This is a genomic window from Mesorhizobium sp. P2_B11 (assembly GCF_056404855.1).
This window is the reverse complement of record NZ_JBFUDF010000003.1, coordinates 996,706-1,014,014: the sequence shown is the minus strand read 5'-3', so window position 1 is coordinate 1,014,014 and position 17,309 is coordinate 996,706. Positions and strand designations below refer to the sequence as shown.

Here is a 17,309-nt window from a genome sequence, read left to right as displayed (position 1 = left end):
GGGGAGAGGAAAGGCGCGAGCTTATGCAAGGGGGCGAACTTATGCGGGCTGGCTCCCTTCCTCTCCCTCCGGAGGGGGGAGAGGTGGCGCCGCGAAGCGGCGACGGAGTGGGGGAAGGCGTTCATGAAACCCGCAGCCGCCGCAAGACTGGCACGACCCAACGAGCTCGAAACCTCAGAATTGACGACTCCCGCGGCAGCTATGCCTGATCATACTTGCTTAGAACCGTAGCAATCTCTTCTTCACTGGCGAAATCACTGCGGTCGGCGGCCTCTATTCCCGCTTGAACGCTAGCAACCCACTTTTCCTGCCACGCCAGCGAACGGCCATGGGACAAGGCATCCTCGATGATCTGATCGCGTGTCAGCGTCGAGCGCGAGGTCAAGATGTCGATCCGGCGGTTCAGATCCTCGGATATTTCTACGTTGTTCTTCATAGGCTTATTCTGCCATATCTGGCGAATGCCTGCCAAGAAGTATCGCGCATGGGAGACCGAGCGATGAAGGACGTGCTGAAGGAACTCGAGCGGCGCCGCGACATCGCCCGCATGGGCGGCGGCCAGGCCCGCATCGATGCCCAGCACAAGAAGGGCAAGCTGACCGCGCGCGAACGCATCGAGGTGTTCCTCGATGAAGGCTCGTTCGAGGAGTTCGACATGTATGTCGAACACCGCTCGACCGATTTCGGCATGGAGAAGACCAAGATCGCCGGCGATGGTGTCGTCACCGGCTGGGGCACGGTCAATGGCCGCCCGGTCTATCTCTTTGCCAAGGATTTTACGGTGTTCGGCGGCTCGCTGTCGGAGGCGCATGCCGAAAAGGTCATCAAGGTGCAGGAGATGGCGCTGCGCAACCGCGCGCCTATCATCGGCCTCTACGATGCCGGCGGCGCCCGCATCCAGGAAGGCGTGGCGGCCCTTGGCGGCTATGCCGAAATTTTTCAGCGCAATGTGCTGGCCTCCGGCGTCATCCCGCAGATTTCCGTGATCATGGGCCCGTGCGCGGGCGGCGATGTCTATTCGCCGGCCATGACCGACTTCATCTTCATGGTGCGCGACACCTCCTACATGTTCGTCACCGGGCCGGATGTGGTGAAGACCGTGACCAACGAGACGGTGACCGCCGAGAGCCTGGGCGGCGCCTCCGTGCATACGACAAAGTCCTCGATTGCCGACGGCGCCTATGACAATGATGTCGAGGCGCTGTTGCAGATGCGCCGGCTGGTCGACCTCTTGCCGGCTTCCAACACCGCCGACCTTCCCGAGATCGAATGCTACCAGTCGGTCACCGATCACGATTTGTCGCTCGACCGGCTGATCCCCGACAACGCCAACAAGCCCTACGACATCAAGGAACTGATCCTGAAGACCGCCGACGAAGGCGACTTCTTCGAGATCCAGCAAAACTTTGCCAAGAACATCGTCACCGGTTTTGGCCGCATCGAGGGCCGCACCGTCGGTTTCGTTGCCAACCAGCCGATGGTGCTGGCCGGCGTGCTCGATTCCGACGCCAGCCGCAAGGCGGCGCGCTTCGTTCGTTTCTGCGACTGCTTTTCCATTCCCATCGTCACCTTCGTCGACGTCCCGGGCTTCCTGCCCGGCACCGCGCAGGAATATGGCGGCTTGATCAAGCATGGCGCCAAACTGCTCTTCGCTTATGCCGAGGCGACCGTGCCGAAAATCACCGTCATCACCCGCAAAGCCTATGGCGGCGCCTATGACGTGATGGCGTCAAAGCATCTGCGCGGCGACATGAACTATGCCTGGCCGACGGCGCAGATCGCGGTGATGGGCGCCAGAGGCGCGGTCGAGATCATCTATCGCAAGGATATCGGCGACGCGGAGAAGATCGCAGCCCATACAAAGGCTTACGAGGATCGCTTCCTGTCGCCCTTCGTCGCTGCCGAACGCGGCTATGTCGACGAGGTGATCATGCCGCATTCGACCCGCCGCCGCATCGCCCGAGCACTCAGGATGCTGCGCAACAAGGATATGCAGAACCCCTGGAAGAAGCACGACAACATCCCGCTGTAGTCTCCCATGTCGCGACTGATCATCAGCGCCGGGCGGCGGTTCGGCAGGTTCGCGGTCCTGTTTTTCGTCGTTCCCGCCCTCATCATCTTCTGCGTCTGGATGTCCTTGCTCGACAGCCATCCGATCTGGTTCATCGCCAGCGGTTTTGTCGCCATGCCGATCGCGACCACGGCCCTGGCGTTCCTGTTCGGGACATTGTTTGCCGGCTTTCTGCGCAGCAAGGTCAAGGGCATCAGCGAAGCGGAGGCGCCCGGCCTGTGGGCGCTGTGGCGGAGCGTCGCCGGACCGCGCCGGGCAGCTCGTACGGTTGTCGTACTAGAGGACGACCTGAATGCCAGCGTGCACGAAGAGCGCACGCTTTTCGGCCTTCTCGGCAACCGACTGTTCCTGACCGTCGGCATTCCCATGCTGGCCGTGACCGATGAGACGGCCTTTGCCGCGATCCTCGCTCATGAGGACGCGCATGTGCGCAACAAGGATACCAATGGCAGCCTCAATCTGGCCGAGTTCGAAAACGGTTTAGGATTTGTCTTCGAGTACGCCCCGCCGGGCGAAACGATTACCGGCAGTCTGCTCCATTCCGCTGTCGGCTGGTTGTCGCAATCACTGGAACGGGAAAATATCCGGCTGTCGCGCGATGCCGAAATCAAGGCGGACCGGCACGCGGCATCCTCCGGCGATGCGGCTCAAGCTGCCCGCGCTCTGTTGCTCATCGGCGCCGCGGACATGCATTTCCAGGAAAAGGTCTATGATCCCCTGGACCATGAGTTGCGGGGCGCGCTGCGTGCGCCACGACCGCCGCTCGACCGGCTCCTGGGCGCCGCTGGGGAGTTGCGCGAGCCCGCTTGCCTGAATGCCTTTGCCCGCAAGGCGTGGGAAAGCCCGCAGCGCGAAAAATCCACCCATCCATCATGGGCGCAAAGGCTGGCAGCTCTTGGCTATACGCAGCCGCCCGATCTGGAACCGATCGCGGCAACCGCCCTCTCGAGGCTGGTGGCTTCGAGTGCCGCCGAACGGCACATCGCGGAATTCAACGCCAAATGGACTGCGCGGATGGAAGACTATCTCCAGCGCTGAACCGGCGGCCTACTCTTCCTCCGCCGCGCCGAAGCCGGCATCCCTGGTGGCGGCAGTGGCGCTTGCCCAGGGCGTCGCGTGGTTGTCGATGCGCATCTGGAAGATGAAATAGGTCGGCGAGCAGTAGCCGATGCCTTTCACCTTGGCCGCGCCCGGCGTGTCCGGCGGCAGCGACTGGCACATGTAATCCTCGCGGCAGAAATGATCGGCCGAGCAGGCCGGACGGTTGCCGCGATTGACCGCGCCGCCGAGGCACTGGTCGAAATTGTTGGTCGCCACGCAGGTGTCGAATTTCTTGCCGCCGACCATCCCACAGATTTCATCCGGCATCGGCTTGCCCTTCTTGAAGGCGGCAAAGTTGCGGTCCTTGTCGTCGCAGGCGCGGTAGGCGATGCCGGCCGGTACGCCGATCTTCGGCGGCCGGCAAGTGTAGGCGGTCCGCGAAAAGGTCGGTGCGAAGGCGGCGAACTGGCCGGTGATCTTGTAGCGGTCGTTGAAAGGCTGCGACGCGTTGCTAGCGATCGACCCCGTCAGGCAGGGATGGCCTGAGAACATCTTTGGGCTGTCCTTGGGCAGCAGACACTGCGCCAGCGTGGTGCGCACGCCTGAAGCGGTCGCCAGCGGCGTACAGACGGTGCCGCCGCCGCACTGCCAGGTCGCGCCGAAACGCTCTTCGTCGTCCGGCATCAGGCACGGCATCGCCATCTCGGCCGGCGCGTAGTCGACGTCGCCGGCATCGGTCCACGTCGCGGGCGGCGCGAAGGACAGCGGCCGGTAGCGGTTCGGCTTCCTGCCTTCCTGCGCAGCGCGCAGCCAGGCCTCACGCCGCGGGATCTCGGCATGGAGATGCGGCGAGATGCCAACCTCGATGCGGTTGAGCGGCGACGTCGTCTTGTCGTCGAGGCCGATGAAATGAAAGCCGGCAGTCGAGCCCGCCTGGTGACAGCCCTGGCAGGCGCCATTGTCCAGCCGCTCGACCAGCGCCTCCGGCGTGCGCACCAGTTTCAGCGCCGCATAGTCGAGGCCGGCGAAATCCGCAGGCGTAAACAGCGGCGTGAACGGATGGTTGGCCTGCCGCGCGCTGCCGAAGGTCGACCACGAGATCACCTTCTTCGCCAGAAACTCGTCGGGGATTTCGTAGACGCCGAGATCGACCGCCGCGACATTGGCGCTGACATAGTCCGCCAGCTTTTTCTTCAGCGCCGCATCGCCCGAAAGCCGCGCGGTGTCAGGCGTGTTCTCCAGCGGCTTCTCGCTGACGGTGGCGCCATCGATGCCGAAGATGCGCATGAGATAGGCCGCCTGCCCGCCAAACTCGGTCTCCTGTCCCGAGGGAAAACGCACCACCTGCGCGTTGAGCTCGAGTTGCTTGAACGTCAGTTCCTCTGGTGCCAGCGGCCCGCCGGCCAGAAAGCCGGCATCGACGGTTTCATCGAGCTGCGGCGTCCAGCGTCCGGTAACACCGACGCAACCGCCATCGGCATCCGGCGCCACGCTGTAGACGGCGTTGAAGTTGAATGGCAGTCGCGACGCCAGCACCTTGCCGTTCTTCTTGAAACTATAGGCCAGGCGATAGATGAAGCGCACCTCGCCGCAGCTCATGTCGCCTTGCAGCGCACCGAAATCGCGCCGGTCGAGCCGGTTGACGACGCCGACCAGCCGGAAGCGCGCGGCGTCCGTCTTCAGCCAGCGCATGTCCATGATGCGGCCGACATTGCCGTCGGTCACCTCGTAGAGCGTGCGCCCGCCGGCCTTCATCTCGGCCCGCAGGGCTGCAATGTCAGCGGCGACCATGTCGACAACAGCATGATAGGCCGGCGCCTCGCTGTAGAGCGTCTTCAGATCGTCTTCGCCATCGACGGCGAAAAGGCCGGCGAAGCCAAACCCCTTGGCGTCGAGGGCGGCGAGCACCGCCGGATCATCGACGATGGTCAGAGGCTGCTCAGCGTGCGCGCCGTGCGATGCGAACAGCGCAACGATGGCCGCAACAGCGAGTACAAACCGGCTCATTCCATAGCCGCCTTCTGTAGTGCTTCAATCACCTCCCGCAGCACCGGCACCATCGCCAACGGCAAATCCTCGGCGATCAACCCCGGACCGAAGCGCCTGCCGGCTTCGGCGTGGAGCCAGACAGCGGCACAGGCAGCCATGACAGGCGACATGCGTTGAGCGAGAAGCCCGGCAACAATGCCCGACAGCACATCGCCTGACCCAGCGGTGGCAAGCCAAGGTGCGCCGTTCGAATTGATCGCCGCCAAACCGTTCGCCGCAGCGATGACCGTATCGGCACCTTTGTAGACAATAACGGCATTGGAACGCGCCGCGGCGGCGCGCGCCTTCTCCAGCTTGGACATACTTCCGTCTGATGCGATGTCTGGAAAGAGACGGCCGAATTCACCCTCGTGAGGTGTCAGTACCACCGCCGGGGCGCCCGGCCGCCGGATGGCGTCGAAAAGTGTTGCGGGTTCGTCACGAAACGATGTGATGCCATCAGCGTCGAGCACCAGCCCCTGCACCCCAGGCGTTCGCGCATCCCGCTGCCCTGCAGCGAGTATGGCAAGTGCAAAGTCACGCGCCTTGCCACCAACGCCGAATCCTGGGCCTAGGACGAACGCAGAGGGCCGTCGTTCATCGACGAACTCAGCCAACTCCGTGATGGTATCCGTCTTGCGCAGCATGATCGAGGTCAGGTGCGAGGCGTTCACCTGCAAGGCATCGCCGGGCGACAGCACTGTCACGGCTCCGGCGCCACTTCGTGCCGCCGCTAGCGCGGATAGGCGAGCCGCGCCGGTCGCGATTGGGCCGCCGGAAAACACCCCGACAAGGCCACGCTGGTATTTGTGCGTGTCGATTATCGGCAGCGGCAAATGCCACGCCCAGAATTCCGGCTTGTTTTCGAATGTTTTTATGACGAGATTAAAGAGGACTTTGTCCGAAACGCCAATGTCGGCGAGCACAATTTCGCCGCACAACTCGCGCCCAGGCAGTAGCAAATGGCCCGGTTTTTTTCGAGCGAAAGTAACTGTGATATCCGCGCGAAATACTTCCTCTCCAGCTATTGCCCCAGTGTCACCAGACACCCCCGAAGGCAGATCAACTGCAACAACCGGTAGCCCTAGGGATTTGGCAAAATCGATCGCGTTGGATGCATCTACCGGCAGCGGCCTGGATAGCCCTGCCCCATAGAGGGCATCAACTACGATCGAACCGGAAACGGGGGCAAATGCAGATAGCGGTCGCCATTCGACAGAACACTCGGCGGCGGCGATCGCTGCATCGCTCCCGGGCCGAGGTTCACCTGACACCCACATCGCGACGTTGGCACCGCTTTGCTGCAGCAAGTGGGCAACGACATACCCGTCGCCGCCGTTGTTGCCGGGGCCGCATAACACATGGATTTGCGCCGCTGCGGGATACCGCGCCAGCACCACTGCTGCTACAGCTTCGCCGGCGCGCCGCATAAGGCCTATTCCATCGAATGGTCCGGCGGTGATCGCAAGCCGATCGGCCTCGGCCATTTCTGCCGTGGTCAGGAGTTCAACGCTCATCGGATGACCAATCTTCATCGGTCAAGCATTGTCCAGTTTCTGATACGAAGCAAACGGCCAGGTGCTGAGTTGGCGTGCGGCCAATCCTTTCTTAGACTGGTGCAGCGGATCCGCGTGTGCCCGCAAAATGCGCGATCTGCCTAATAATCGTGCAGACGACAGGAGCGGCAATGTGTAGGCTCAAAACACCCGCGACGCTTCCGAAGCAGTGGATGACGCGAATGTGCATCCCCGCCCGGCGCGGCATTGGAATTGCGCGAAACCGCTTCTCGTGGGCTGAAATTGGCACAGTTCGTGCTTGATGGAGGCGCAAGCGGGGCGCACAACCCGTCTTTTTGGCAGTGGAGGCCACTTTTTACATGAAAAAGATCGAAGCGATCATCAAGCCGTTCAAGCTAGACGAAGTGAAGGAAGCGCTTCAGGAGGCCGGGCTGCAAGGCATCACCGTTACCGAAGCCAAGGGTTTCGGCCGCCAGAAAGGCCATACCGAACTCTATCGCGGCGCCGAATATGTCGTCGACTTCCTGCCCAAGGTGAAGATCGAAGTCGTGCTCGGCGACGATGCGGTTGAAGGCGCGATCGAAGCCATCCGCAAGGCGGCCCAGACAGGCCGCATCGGCGATGGCAAGATCTTCGTCTCCAACATCGAGGAAGTCGTTCGCATCCGTACCGGTGAAACGGGGATGGACGCCGTCTGAGGTTTCTGATTTCAGATATCTCGGTTTCTGATTTCCGATAATTCCTCGAAACGTCATCAGACAGGGAAGAAATGACATGACGACRGCCAAAGACATCATGAAGCAGATCAAGGACAACGACGTGAAATTCGTCGACCTGCGCTTCACCGATCCGAAGGGCAAGCTGCAGCACGTGACGATGGATGTCATCGAGGTCGAGGAAGACATGTTCGCCGACGGCGTCATGTTCGACGGCTCCTCGATCGCCGGCTGGAAGGCGATCAACGAGTCCGACATGGTGCTGATGCCCGATCCCGACACCGTCCACATGGACCCGTTCTTCGCCCAGTCGACCATGGTCATCCTGTGCGACATTCTGGATCCCGTTTCCGGGGAATCCTACAACCGCGACCCGCGCGGCACCGCCAAGAAGGCCGAGGCCTACATGAAGGCCGAAGGCATCGGCGACACCATCTATGTCGGCCCCGAAGCCGAGTTCTTCGTCTTCGACGACGTCAAGTACAAGGCCGACCCCTACAACACCGGCTTCAAGCTCGACTCCACCGAACTGCCGTCCAACGACGACACCGATTACGAGACCGGCAATCTCGGCCACCGTCCGCGCGTCAAGGGCGGCTACTTCCCGGTGCCGCCGATCGACAGCGCGCAGGACATGCGCTCCGAAATGCTGACGGTGCTCGCCGAAATGGGCGTGCGCGTCGAAAAGCATCACCACGAGGTGGCGGCCGCCCAGCACGAACTCGGCATCAAGTTCGACACGCTGGTCCGCAACGCCGACAAGATGCTGATCTACAAGTACGTCGTGCATCAGGTCGCCAATGCCTATGGCAAGACGGCGACCTTCATGCCGAAGCCGATCTTCGGCGACAACGGCTCGGGCATGCACGTCCACCAGTCGATCTGGAAGAACGGCAAGCCGACCTTCGCCGGCAACGAATATGCCGGCCTGTCGGAAAGCTGCCTGTTCTACATCGGCGGCATCATCAAGCACGCCAAGGCGATCAACGCCTTCACCAACCCGCTGACCAATTCCTACAAGCGCCTGGTGCCTGGCTATGAAGCGCCAGTGCTGCTCGCCTACTCCGCGCGCAACCGCTCTGCTTCCTGCCGCATCCCGTTCGGCTCGTCGCCGAAGGCCAAGCGCGTCGAGGTCCGCTTCCCGGATCCGGGCGCGAACCCCTACCTCGCCTTCGCCGCCATGCTGATGGCCGGCCTCGACGGCATCAAGAACAAGATCCATCCGGGCCAGCCGATGGACAAGGATCTCTACGACCTGCCGCCAAAGGAACTGAAGAAGATCCCGACCGTCTGCGGCTCGCTGCGCGAAGCGCTGCAGAGCCTCGACAAGGACCGCGGCTTCCTGAAGGCTGGCGGCGTCTTCGACGACGACCAGATCGACTCTTACATCGAGCTCAAGATGGCCGAAGTGATGCGCTTCGAAATGACCCCGCATCCGGTCGAATACGACATGTACTATTCGGTCTGAGCGATCGCTTCAGCGACAACGAAAAACCCCGGCGGAAACGCCGGGGTTTTTGTTTCAGGAGGCTATGACCCGCCCGGCCTTTCGTCGTGCGTGGTCCGCGCCGACAAGGTCGCGGCGGTTTCTCGCGATGATGTCCTCGGCAACCGGAACAGGTTCGAGACCGGCAAACTTGCGGTAGAGGACAGCACCTACGATCGTCGGCAGAGTGGCAAGAATGACGAGCGGCCCGGCTGCGCCGAAGGTCACCAGCGTCATCACCGGAGCCGCCAACAATCCCGCCACGCCGTAGGCGAGATATCCGCTCTTGCCCATCGAGCGCAGTGCAAAATGCGCAACGGCAATTAGGATGATGACTGGCACCAGAGTAAGCAGCGACATAAGGCCTTTCATCAGCAGTTCACCCATCAGCACTTCGAAGAGATTCCCGGGGCGTATCGACTTACCCAGTCCCTCCAGCATCTGCATGTATGATCCAAGACCCAGAATGCCCTGGACTAAAATACTCAGCACGCCGCCCAGGATGGACGCTCCGAGGAAAGAGAGCAAAGAGGTCCGCACGCGCACCGGTCCGGCAAAATATTCGTTACCTTCATGAACAAAGACGCTGTCGGCTGTGGCCGCCGCCTTTTCAGCTGCCTTGGGCCGGCCGGGCCGGTCATATCCATGAGATACGCCCTCGCCGCTGGAGGCAGCGGCAAGGCGACGGTACGCCGCGTCCATACCGTCGAGGTCTTCGGCAGGGCCGTCCACCCCAGCCGACTTGCGGTAGACCAAGCCTATCGCCGCGCCGATGCATGCGGGTATGAACAAACCCGTCGACAGGTTTCCCGTCGCCGCCAGTTGTTCGACCGTGCCGGAAGCGAGATGCAATATGAACAACGGCAAGGCGCAAACGGTGCCGAGCGCGGCATAGGCCCAGGCCTTGCTGATGCCGAGATGGCGCAAGGCCAGATGTCCCGCCGTGAATATCACCGCGAACACGAGACCGCCCTTGAGTATCGTCAGAAGAACGGCATCGTTGCTGAAATCGCTGAGCGGTTCCGTGCCCCAGCCGCGTATGCTCGCCGCGACGAGATAGAAGCCAAACGCCAGCCCTGCAAGAAATAGCTTCGGATAATGCGTACCAATACGGTTCATGCACAGGCCCCCTTGGTAGCGACCCCTATAGAAGGCTCCTTAAAATTGCACAAAGCAGCCAAGTAAAATGCCGATTGTTCCAGGAATTGTACATGACCAGCCCAATAGAGCCGGCAGGTAACCGTTGATTGCATTTCAACAAAAAGAACCCCGGCTTTCGCCGGGGTTCTCGCATGGACAGACAGGCCGGAGGGCTGGCGTCTATCCAGCAAGCTCGTCGGGACCGTGCAGCGTCCAGTCGGCCCGCCGCGCCAGCACCAGCACGTAATAGATTGCCGCCACCGCCATGATCAGCACCGTGGCAATCAGGCTCGGCCGCCCGAAAGCGGCGTCGAGCAGGTTCTGGTAGGCGACATAGATCAGCGCCACGAAGGCAAGGATCGCCGGCACCGGAAACAGCGGCATGCGATAGTGCCCGCCTGATGTCGTGCCGTTGCGGCGGCCGGCAAATGCCGCCACGCAAAGCAGCGCGTAGATCACCACCAGCGAAGTGCCGCTGACCACCAGCAACAGATTGATGTCGATGAAGCAGGCAACCGCCGCCAGCACCGACACCACGATGGTTGCGACCCAGGGCGAAGCGTAGCTGCCATGCACCGAGGCAACGGCAGCGTTGATCGGACCGAACCAGGTCTTGTCGCGGCCCGAGCTGAACAGCAGCCGCGCCGCCTGCAGGATGATGGCGATGACCGCGTTGAAGATGGCGACCGCGATCGCCAGGCTGATCAGCACAGTCAGCGCGTGTCCGCCGCGCGCCTCGAGAAAGTACTCGATCTTCTGCGGGGCCGCGAGCAGCCCGGCAAGGTCGGGCGAACCAAGCAGCACCGCCGTCAGCGGAATGAGTTCGGCCGCGACCGTGATCAGCAGCGCCCAGACGACGATCTTGCCGATGTTGCGCTTGGCGTCATGCGTCTCCTCGCCGAAATAGGCGGCGGCGCCATAGCCATTGTAGGCAAAGAGCGAGACTGCGGTGGCCGCCAGGATCAGGCCTGCCGATGCCGGCACCAGCGTGTTGGTCGTGGCGTCGAGCAATTGCGGCGCCGTAAACAGGCTGGAAAGCGGCCGCTCGACATGGGCGAAGCCAAGCCCGGTCAAGACCAGCAGCGCCAGCATCTCGATGCCGAGGAAGATGCCGGTGACGAAGGCGTTGAGCTTGATGCGCATGGCTGCAACCGTGCCGGCCAAGGCAATCGTCAACACGCCCACCCATTGCGGGCTGAGATTGGGGATAAGGACACCGAGATAGGTACCGACGCCGAGCGCGATGACGGCGACGATCAGCACGATCGACACGAACACCAGCACCAGCGTGACAAAGCCCCAGAAGCGGCCGAGCGTGCGGCCGATCATGGTGTATTCGCCGCCCGCCATCGGATAGGCCGATGACAGTTCGGCATAAACGAAGGCCATGAACAGGCCGATGACCGCGGCGATGACGAAACTGAGGAACGAGCCGGTGCCGGCCAGCGCGATGACACCCGGCACGATGATGAACACCGAGGATGCCGGCGTGACCGCCGACAGCACGATCATCAGCGTGCCCAGTGCGTTGAGCGCCCGGTCAAGCCCCTTGGCGCTTGGTGCAGCCTTGTCGACGGCCGCGTTTGTGGCTTCGTGTGTGGACATTATCCTCCCCTTTTTTTAATTGGATAAAAATTATTATCCGCAGCGGAACCTATCCACGTCGCCACAATGCGTCAACAAATATGCGATATGCCGGCTTGCAAAAATCCACAGGCCAGTTTTAATTGAATTGAATTCAGGAAACAAATATGGGCAGACCCAAGACACAGACCGATCGCCGCCTGACGCTGGTCGCGGCCGCGGAATCGATGATCGCCCGGCGCGGCCTCGCCGGCGTCACCTTGCGCGATGTCGCCAACGAAGCAGGGATGAGCTCAAGCGCCCTGCTCTACTACTATCCCGGCCTCAAGGACCTGCTGGACGACGTGCAGAAAAAGGCGGTCGAGCGCTTCTGCACCCAACGCGCCGCGTCGGTCGCCGCGATTGCCGATCCGCGCCTGCGGCTGAAGACAATGATCGAAAGCGGATTGCCGACCGATCAGGACGACCAGCTCTGCCGGCTGCTGCTCGAGCTCGGCGCCTATTCGCGCTCGGACGCCAGCTATGCCGCCCGCCACATCACCTTGTTCGAGCGCCAGGTGGCCATCTATATCGGCATCCTCGAAGCGGGTGCCGCCACCGGCGCCTTCAAGCTGAAGGGTGCAAGCGAGACCATCGCCCGCAGCTTGGTCGTGCTGGAAGACGGCCTCGGCCTCCACCTCGTCAATGTCGTGCCGGCCGTCGACCAGGCTTCGGCGGCGGCAATCCTCACCAGTTACGCCGAACTCGCGACCGGCTGCAGCCTTCGCTGAGCCGGCCTGGAGCCGTTCACCGTTTCACGGAAACGACGACCGGCTCCAACTCTTTGTTTTTAACGCAATTCCGGACGGAAAACCGTTTTACACTTTTCCTGGAATTGCTCTAGCAACGGAGCATCTCTTCAGCATGGACCAGCGGATCGCCTCGACCGTCACGCCTTCCGGCAAGCAACGCGCCCGCAGCCTGGGCATCCCCCTGCCGGGCACGCCAGGCCCTGCAAACGCCATCACCGATGTCGGTGGCGTGCTGGTCGGTTATTCCACCATCATCAAGGGTGAAGGCAAGCTCAGCCTTGGGCACGGACCGGTCCGCACCGGCGTCACCGCGATCCTGCCGCTTGGCCACAACGGCGTCGGAACCGCATGTGCTGCCGCCTATCATTCCTTCAACGGCAATGGCGAGATGACCGGCGTTTCGTGGCTGGAGGAAGCCGGCAGCCTCAACATGCCGATCCTGATCACCAACACCCACGCCGTCGGTCCCTGCCATCGCGGCATCATCGACTGGGTGGCGCGCAACAAGCCTGATGTCGCCAACCAATGGCTGCTGCCGGTGGTGGCGGAAACCTGGGACGGCTATCTCAACGACATTAACGGCTCGCATGTCGGCGTCGACCATGCCATCGCGGCAATCGACAGCGCCGCCGGCGGCGCCATCGAGGAAGGCTCGGTTGGCGGCGGCACCGGCATGAACTGCTACGCCTTCAAGGGCGGCTCCGGCAGCGCGTCGCGGATCGTCGATTACGGCCACCGCTCCTACACAGTCGGCGTCTTCCTGCAGGCCAATTTCGGCTCGCGCCATGAACTCAGCATCGCCGGCGCGCCGCTGGGCGCCGCACTGGCCGACGACAATCCGATGGAAGCCTATTTCAGCGGTGGGCCGACCGGCGCCGGCTCCTGTATCGGTATCGTCGCCACCGACGCTCCGCTGTTGCCCGGCCAATGCAAGGCTTTGGCCCGCCGCGTACCGCTCGGGCTGGCGCGCACCGGCACCGCCGGCTCGCATTTTTCCGGCGATATCTTCCTCGCCCTCTCGACCGCCAATCCGGATGCGCTCAACGGCCGCTTCCCGAAGGGCGCTCCAACTAGTGAGAGCTACAGCCATATGGACTTCATTCCCTGGGGCCGGATGGACGATTTCTACACGGCCGTGGTGCAGGCGACCGAAGAGGCCGTGCTCAACGCGCTGATTGCCAACACCGAAATGACCGGCCGCGACGGCAATCGCACCCCTGCTCTGCCGCACGACAAAGTGGTGGCGGCGCTCAAAGCGCGCGGCGTCATCGGCTGACGGGCACGCACACAAACTGCCATACGAAAAGAGCCCCGGCATTTTCTGCCGGGGCTCTTTCTCGTCATGCGCTTGGAGCGATCCTTTTCGAACCGCCACAAAATCAGGCAGCGGCCGAAACCTGGCCGGCGGTCGAAACCTCCGAGATGGTTTTCAGTATCTGCGAAGCGATCTGGTAGGGGTCGCCCTGCGAGTTCGGGCGGCGGTCTTCCAGATAGCCCTTGTAGTCATTGTTGACGAAGGAATGCGGCACGCGGATCGAGGCGCCGCGGTCGGCGATGCCGTAGCTGAACTTGTTCCACGGCGCGGTCTCGTGCTTGCCGGTCAGACGCTTGTCATTGTCCGGGCCGTAGACGGCGATGTGGTCCATCAGGTTCTTGTCGAATTGAGCCATCAGCGCTTCGAAATAGGCCTTGCCGCCGACTTCGCGCATATAGGCGGTCGAGAAGTTGGCGTGCATGCCCGAGCCGTTCCAGTCGGTGTCGCCGAGCGGCTTGCAGTGATACTCGATGTCGATCTCGTACTTTTCGGTCAGCCGCTGCAGGAGATAGCGGGCCATCCACATCTGGTCGGCGGCTTTTTTCGAGCCCTTGCCGAAGATCTGGAATTCCCACTGGCCCTTGGCCACTTCGGCGTTGATGCCTTCATGGTTGATGCCGGCGGCGAGGCAGAGATCGAGATGCTCCTCGACGATCTGGCGCGCGATCGGGCCGACATTGGAATAGCCGACGCCGGTGTAGTACGGGCCCTGCGGCGCCGGATAGCCGCTCTCGGGGAAGCCGAGCGGACGGCCGTCCTTGTAGAAGAAATACTCCTGCTCGAAGCCGAACCAGGCGCCCTCGTCGTCGAGGATGGTGGCGCGCTTGTTGGACACATGCGGCGTCACGCCATCGGGCATCATCACTTCGCACATCACCAGCACGCCATTGGTGCGGGCCGGATCCGGGAACACGGCGACCGGCTTCAGCACGCAGTCGGAGCTGTGGCCTTCGGCCTGCTGCGTCGAGGAGCCGTCGAAGCCCCACAGCGGCAGCTGCTCGAGCGTCGGGAACTCGGCGAACTCCTTGATCTGGGTCTTGCCGCGCAGATTGGGGACCGGGGTGTATCCATCGAGCCAGATGTACTCGAGCTTGTATTTCGTCATTCTAGAGCCTCTCGTTGCTTGATCACCGAAGCTGGATGACGCCGACGCATGCCGAGCCATCCGGCAGACCGGCTGCCGGGCGATAAAATGCAAGTCATGTGCCATTTCCGCTGCGCGGGGTGCGTCAAAAGTGCCCATTCATCCCGGCGATCCGGCCAAGCCGCCTAAGCAATGCGCCGGGATCAATCAAAGACCAAATCTGCTTAAATAACAGGCAAATGCTGATCTTTCTTTAGGCATCTTGCCTAAACGAGTCGCAGCCCCTACTTTGATGGAAAGATGAATCGACAAGCCTCTCCAGAAGAAAGGAGACCGACCATGGAAATCACGTCAGCCCGTCCGTCGGCAAAAATCCTGATGTTCCCGCTGGCAGCGCGCGCGAATGCCTCAAATTTAGGCGTCAAGGCCAAGTTTGCGGCAGAGCTTGCCTCACTACGCGATCACCCGCTGGACTATGGTGAGGCCTGGTACCATGAGGCCGCCATCGCGGAAGCCGAGCAGCCTCGCAAGAGCTAGGCGCTTGCGGGGCAACAGCCGAAAGCAGGCCTGAACAAAAGGAAAAACCCGGCGCGATTGCTCGCGCCGGGTTTTTCTTTTGCATATTGTGCTCCGCCTAGTCCTTGGCGTGCAGGTCGGTGCCAAGCGTATCCCTGACGAAGATCATGCCGATGATCAGAGACATCGCCGCGATCACCACCGGATACCAAAGGCCGTAGTAGATATCGCCCTTGAAGGCGCTGAACGCGAACACGATCGCCGGCAGGAAGCCGCCGAACCAGCCATTGCCGATGTGGTAGGGCAGCGACATGCCGGTGTAGCGGATGCGGGTCGGGAACATCTCGACCAGGATCGCCGCAATCGGCCCGTAGACCATGGTCACATAGAGGACCAGGATGAACAGGATGCCGATGACCTTTGCCCAGTTGACCTGAGCCGGGTCGGCAAACATCGAGAACGCACCCGAAGCCGGAATGCTGTAGACGGTCACCTCGGTGGCGCCGGCTGCCTCATCCTTGGTCAGGATATTTTCCTTGATCGCCTGATCGGTCGGAACCGCGGCTTTCTCGCCGGCGCGGATGGCCGCGGCGTCGAGCTTCAGTTCGGGATTGGCCGCGACAAAGGCGTCGAGCTTCTGGTCGGCAATCTTCGATGCCGCACGCTTCAGCGGATAACCGCCATCCTGCAAGGCGATATTGATTGCCTTGCCGAAGGCCGCTTCTTTGGCCTTTACCTGGTCGCCTGCCGCGACCGCGTCATAGGACTCAGTCGTCTCGTTGCCGATCTTGACCGTAGCAGGCGTTCCGGGTGCTGCTGTCGTCACGACATCATAAGGCACCGAGTTCCTGGTGAGAAACGCGGTCGCGATATCGCATGACGTCGTGTACTTGATCGTGCCCGTGGGGTTGAACTGGAACTTGCAGTCCCCCGGTGCCGCGGTCACCGTCGCACGTGTTGCCTGTTGTGCCGTTGCCAGAGCAGGATTAGCCGCCCAGGTCAGCGCCTTGAACAGCGGGAAGGTGGTGACGATCGCCAGCGCAAGGCCCGCCATGATGATCGGCTTGCGGCCGATCTTGTCGGACAGCCAGCCGAACACGACGAAGAAGATCGCGCCGACCGCCAGCGCGATCGCGACCATGATGTTGACCGACTGCGCGTCCACCTTGAGCACATTGGTGAGGAAGAACAGTGCGTAGAACTGGCCGTTGTACCAGACCACGGCCTGGCCGGCGGTGAGGCCGAACAGCGCCAGCAGCGCAATTTTTGCATTCTTCCATTGGCCGAAGGCTTCCGACAAAGGCGCCTTGGAGCCCTTGCCCTCTTCCTTCATACGGATGAAGGCCGGCGATTCCGAAAGCGTCAGGCGAATCCAGACCGATATTGCGAGCAGGATGGCCGAGAGCAGGAATGGAATGCGCCAGCCCCAGGCCGCAAAATCCTCCTTGCTCAGCGAATTCTGCACGGCCAGGATGATGATCAGCGACAGGAACAGGCCAAGCGTGGCCGTTGTCTGGATCCACGACGTATAGAAGCCACGGCGATCGTCGGGCGCATGTTCGGCGACATAGGTCGCGGCACCGCCATATTCGCCGCCGAGCGCCAGGCCCTGCAGCATGCGCAGCCCAACCAGGATGATGGGCGCCGCAATGCCCCAGCTCGCCGAACCGGGAAGCAGGCCGACCAGGAAGGTCGACAGGCCCATGATCGTGATGGTGACGAGGAACGTGTATTTGCGGCCGACGAGATCGCCGATGCGGCCGAACACCAGCGCGCCGAACGGGCGCACGAGGAAGCCGGCGGCGAAAACCAGCAGCGTGAAGATGTTGCGCGTCCCCTCCGGATAAGTGGCGAAGAATGTGGTGCCGATCGCTGCCGCCAATGCGCCATAGAGATAGAAATCATACCATTCGAAAACCGTGCCGAGCGAGGAAGCGAAGATGACTTTCTTCTCCTCCCGCGTCATGCCGCGGCTGCTTCCGCCGGCGGTCGATGCCAATGCCATGAGAAATGTCCTCCC

14 protein-coding genes are annotated in these 17,309 nt (G+C 62.0%); 7 read left to right on the top strand and 7 right to left on the bottom strand.

What is annotated here, in order from left to right; genetic code table 11:
- Window positions 1–199: 199 nt before the first annotated feature.
- Entirely contained in the window at window positions 200–436 is a 237-nt protein-coding gene (locus tag AC1DYJ_RS13600; RefSeq protein ID WP_477281515.1) for a transcriptional regulator, read from the bottom strand.
- A 63-nt stretch (window positions 437–499) separates the two neighbouring features.
- On the opposite strand from AC1DYJ_RS13600, the gene AC1DYJ_RS13595 reads away from it, so the two are divergent.
- Window positions 500–2,032 carry an acyl-CoA carboxylase subunit beta gene (locus tag AC1DYJ_RS13595; protein ID WP_477281513.1) on the top strand — a complete coding sequence of 511 codons (1,533 nt, stop codon included), beginning with the start codon at window positions 500–502 and terminating at the stop codon, window positions 2,030–2,032.
- Between the two features lie 6 nt (window positions 2,033–2,038).
- Complete coding sequence (locus tag AC1DYJ_RS13590) at window positions 2,039–3,109, top strand: M48 family metallopeptidase (protein WP_477281511.1); 1,071 nt, start codon at window positions 2,039–2,041, stop codon at window positions 3,107–3,109.
- Window positions 3,110–3,118: 9 nt separating this feature from the next.
- Here AC1DYJ_RS13590 and AC1DYJ_RS13585 read toward each other — a convergent pair whose 3' ends face one another.
- Window positions 3,119–5,119, bottom strand: a complete 2,001-nt coding sequence (locus AC1DYJ_RS13585; protein WP_477281509.1) for a hypothetical protein — start codon at window positions 5,117–5,119, stop codon at window positions 3,119–3,121.
- A complete protein-coding gene (locus AC1DYJ_RS13580) occupies window positions 5,116–6,657 on the bottom strand; it encodes an NAD(P)H-hydrate dehydratase (protein WP_477281755.1) in 1,542 nt (513 codons plus the stop codon). The genes AC1DYJ_RS13585 and AC1DYJ_RS13580 overlap by 4 nt, the downstream gene beginning before the upstream one ends.
- 359 nt (window positions 6,658–7,016) lie before the next feature.
- Between AC1DYJ_RS13580 and AC1DYJ_RS13575 the strand changes: the two genes are divergently transcribed.
- Window positions 7,017–7,355 (top strand): P-II family nitrogen regulator, encoded by a 339-nt coding sequence (locus AC1DYJ_RS13575; protein ID WP_006205430.1) that lies wholly within the window; start codon window positions 7,017–7,019, stop codon window positions 7,353–7,355.
- A 76-nt stretch (window positions 7,356–7,431) separates the two neighbouring features.
- Window positions 7,432–8,841 carry a type I glutamate--ammonia ligase gene (gene glnA / locus AC1DYJ_RS13570; protein ID WP_477281507.1) on the top strand — a complete coding sequence of 470 codons (1,410 nt, stop codon included), beginning with the start codon at window positions 7,432–7,434 and terminating at the stop codon, window positions 8,839–8,841.
- 54 nt (window positions 8,842–8,895) lie between these two features.
- Here glnA and AC1DYJ_RS13565 read toward each other — a convergent pair whose 3' ends face one another.
- Both AC1DYJ_RS13565 and AC1DYJ_RS13560 read right to left on the bottom strand, forming a co-directional pair.
- The gene (locus AC1DYJ_RS13565) at window positions 8,896–9,978 is read right to left on the bottom strand and encodes a hypothetical protein (protein ID WP_477281505.1); all 1,083 of its coding nucleotides are present in this window, start codon (window positions 9,976–9,978) and stop codon (window positions 8,896–8,898) included.
- A gap of 201 nt (window positions 9,979–10,179) precedes the next feature.
- Entirely contained in the window at window positions 10,180–11,604 is a 1,425-nt protein-coding gene (locus AC1DYJ_RS13560) for an APC family permease (RefSeq protein ID WP_477281504.1), read from the bottom strand.
- A 146-nt stretch (window positions 11,605–11,750) separates the two neighbouring features.
- On the opposite strand from AC1DYJ_RS13560, the gene AC1DYJ_RS13555 reads away from it, so the two are divergent.
- Together AC1DYJ_RS13555 and AC1DYJ_RS13550 are read left to right on the top strand one after the other, a co-directional pair.
- Window positions 11,751–12,353, top strand: a complete 603-nt coding sequence (locus tag AC1DYJ_RS13555) for a TetR/AcrR family transcriptional regulator (RefSeq protein ID WP_477281502.1) — start codon at window positions 11,751–11,753, stop codon at window positions 12,351–12,353.
- A 133-nt stretch (window positions 12,354–12,486) separates the two neighbouring features.
- Window positions 12,487–13,650, top strand: coding sequence for a DmpA family aminopeptidase (locus AC1DYJ_RS13550; protein WP_477281500.1), 1,164 nt, complete (start codon window positions 12,487–12,489; stop codon window positions 13,648–13,650).
- 103 nt (window positions 13,651–13,753) lie between these two features.
- On the opposite strand, the gene AC1DYJ_RS13545 is transcribed toward AC1DYJ_RS13550, so the two are convergent.
- Window positions 13,754–14,794 carry a glutamine synthetase beta-grasp domain-containing protein gene (locus AC1DYJ_RS13545; RefSeq protein WP_477281498.1) on the bottom strand — a complete coding sequence of 347 codons (1,041 nt, stop codon included), beginning with the start codon at window positions 14,792–14,794 and terminating at the stop codon, window positions 13,754–13,756.
- Between the two features lie 318 nt (window positions 14,795–15,112).
- Between AC1DYJ_RS13545 and AC1DYJ_RS13540 the strand changes: the two genes are divergently transcribed.
- Window positions 15,113–15,310: a DUF2735 domain-containing protein gene (locus tag AC1DYJ_RS13540; protein WP_477281496.1), complete on the top strand. Its 198-nt coding sequence runs from the start codon at window positions 15,113–15,115 to the stop codon at window positions 15,308–15,310.
- Window positions 15,311–15,407: 97 nt separating this feature from the next.
- Here AC1DYJ_RS13540 and AC1DYJ_RS13535 read toward each other — a convergent pair whose 3' ends face one another.
- A complete protein-coding gene (locus tag AC1DYJ_RS13535) occupies window positions 15,408–17,294 on the bottom strand; it encodes an MFS transporter (protein ID WP_477281494.1) in 1,887 nt (628 codons plus the stop codon).
- Between the last annotated feature and the right edge of the window lie 15 nt (window positions 17,295–17,309).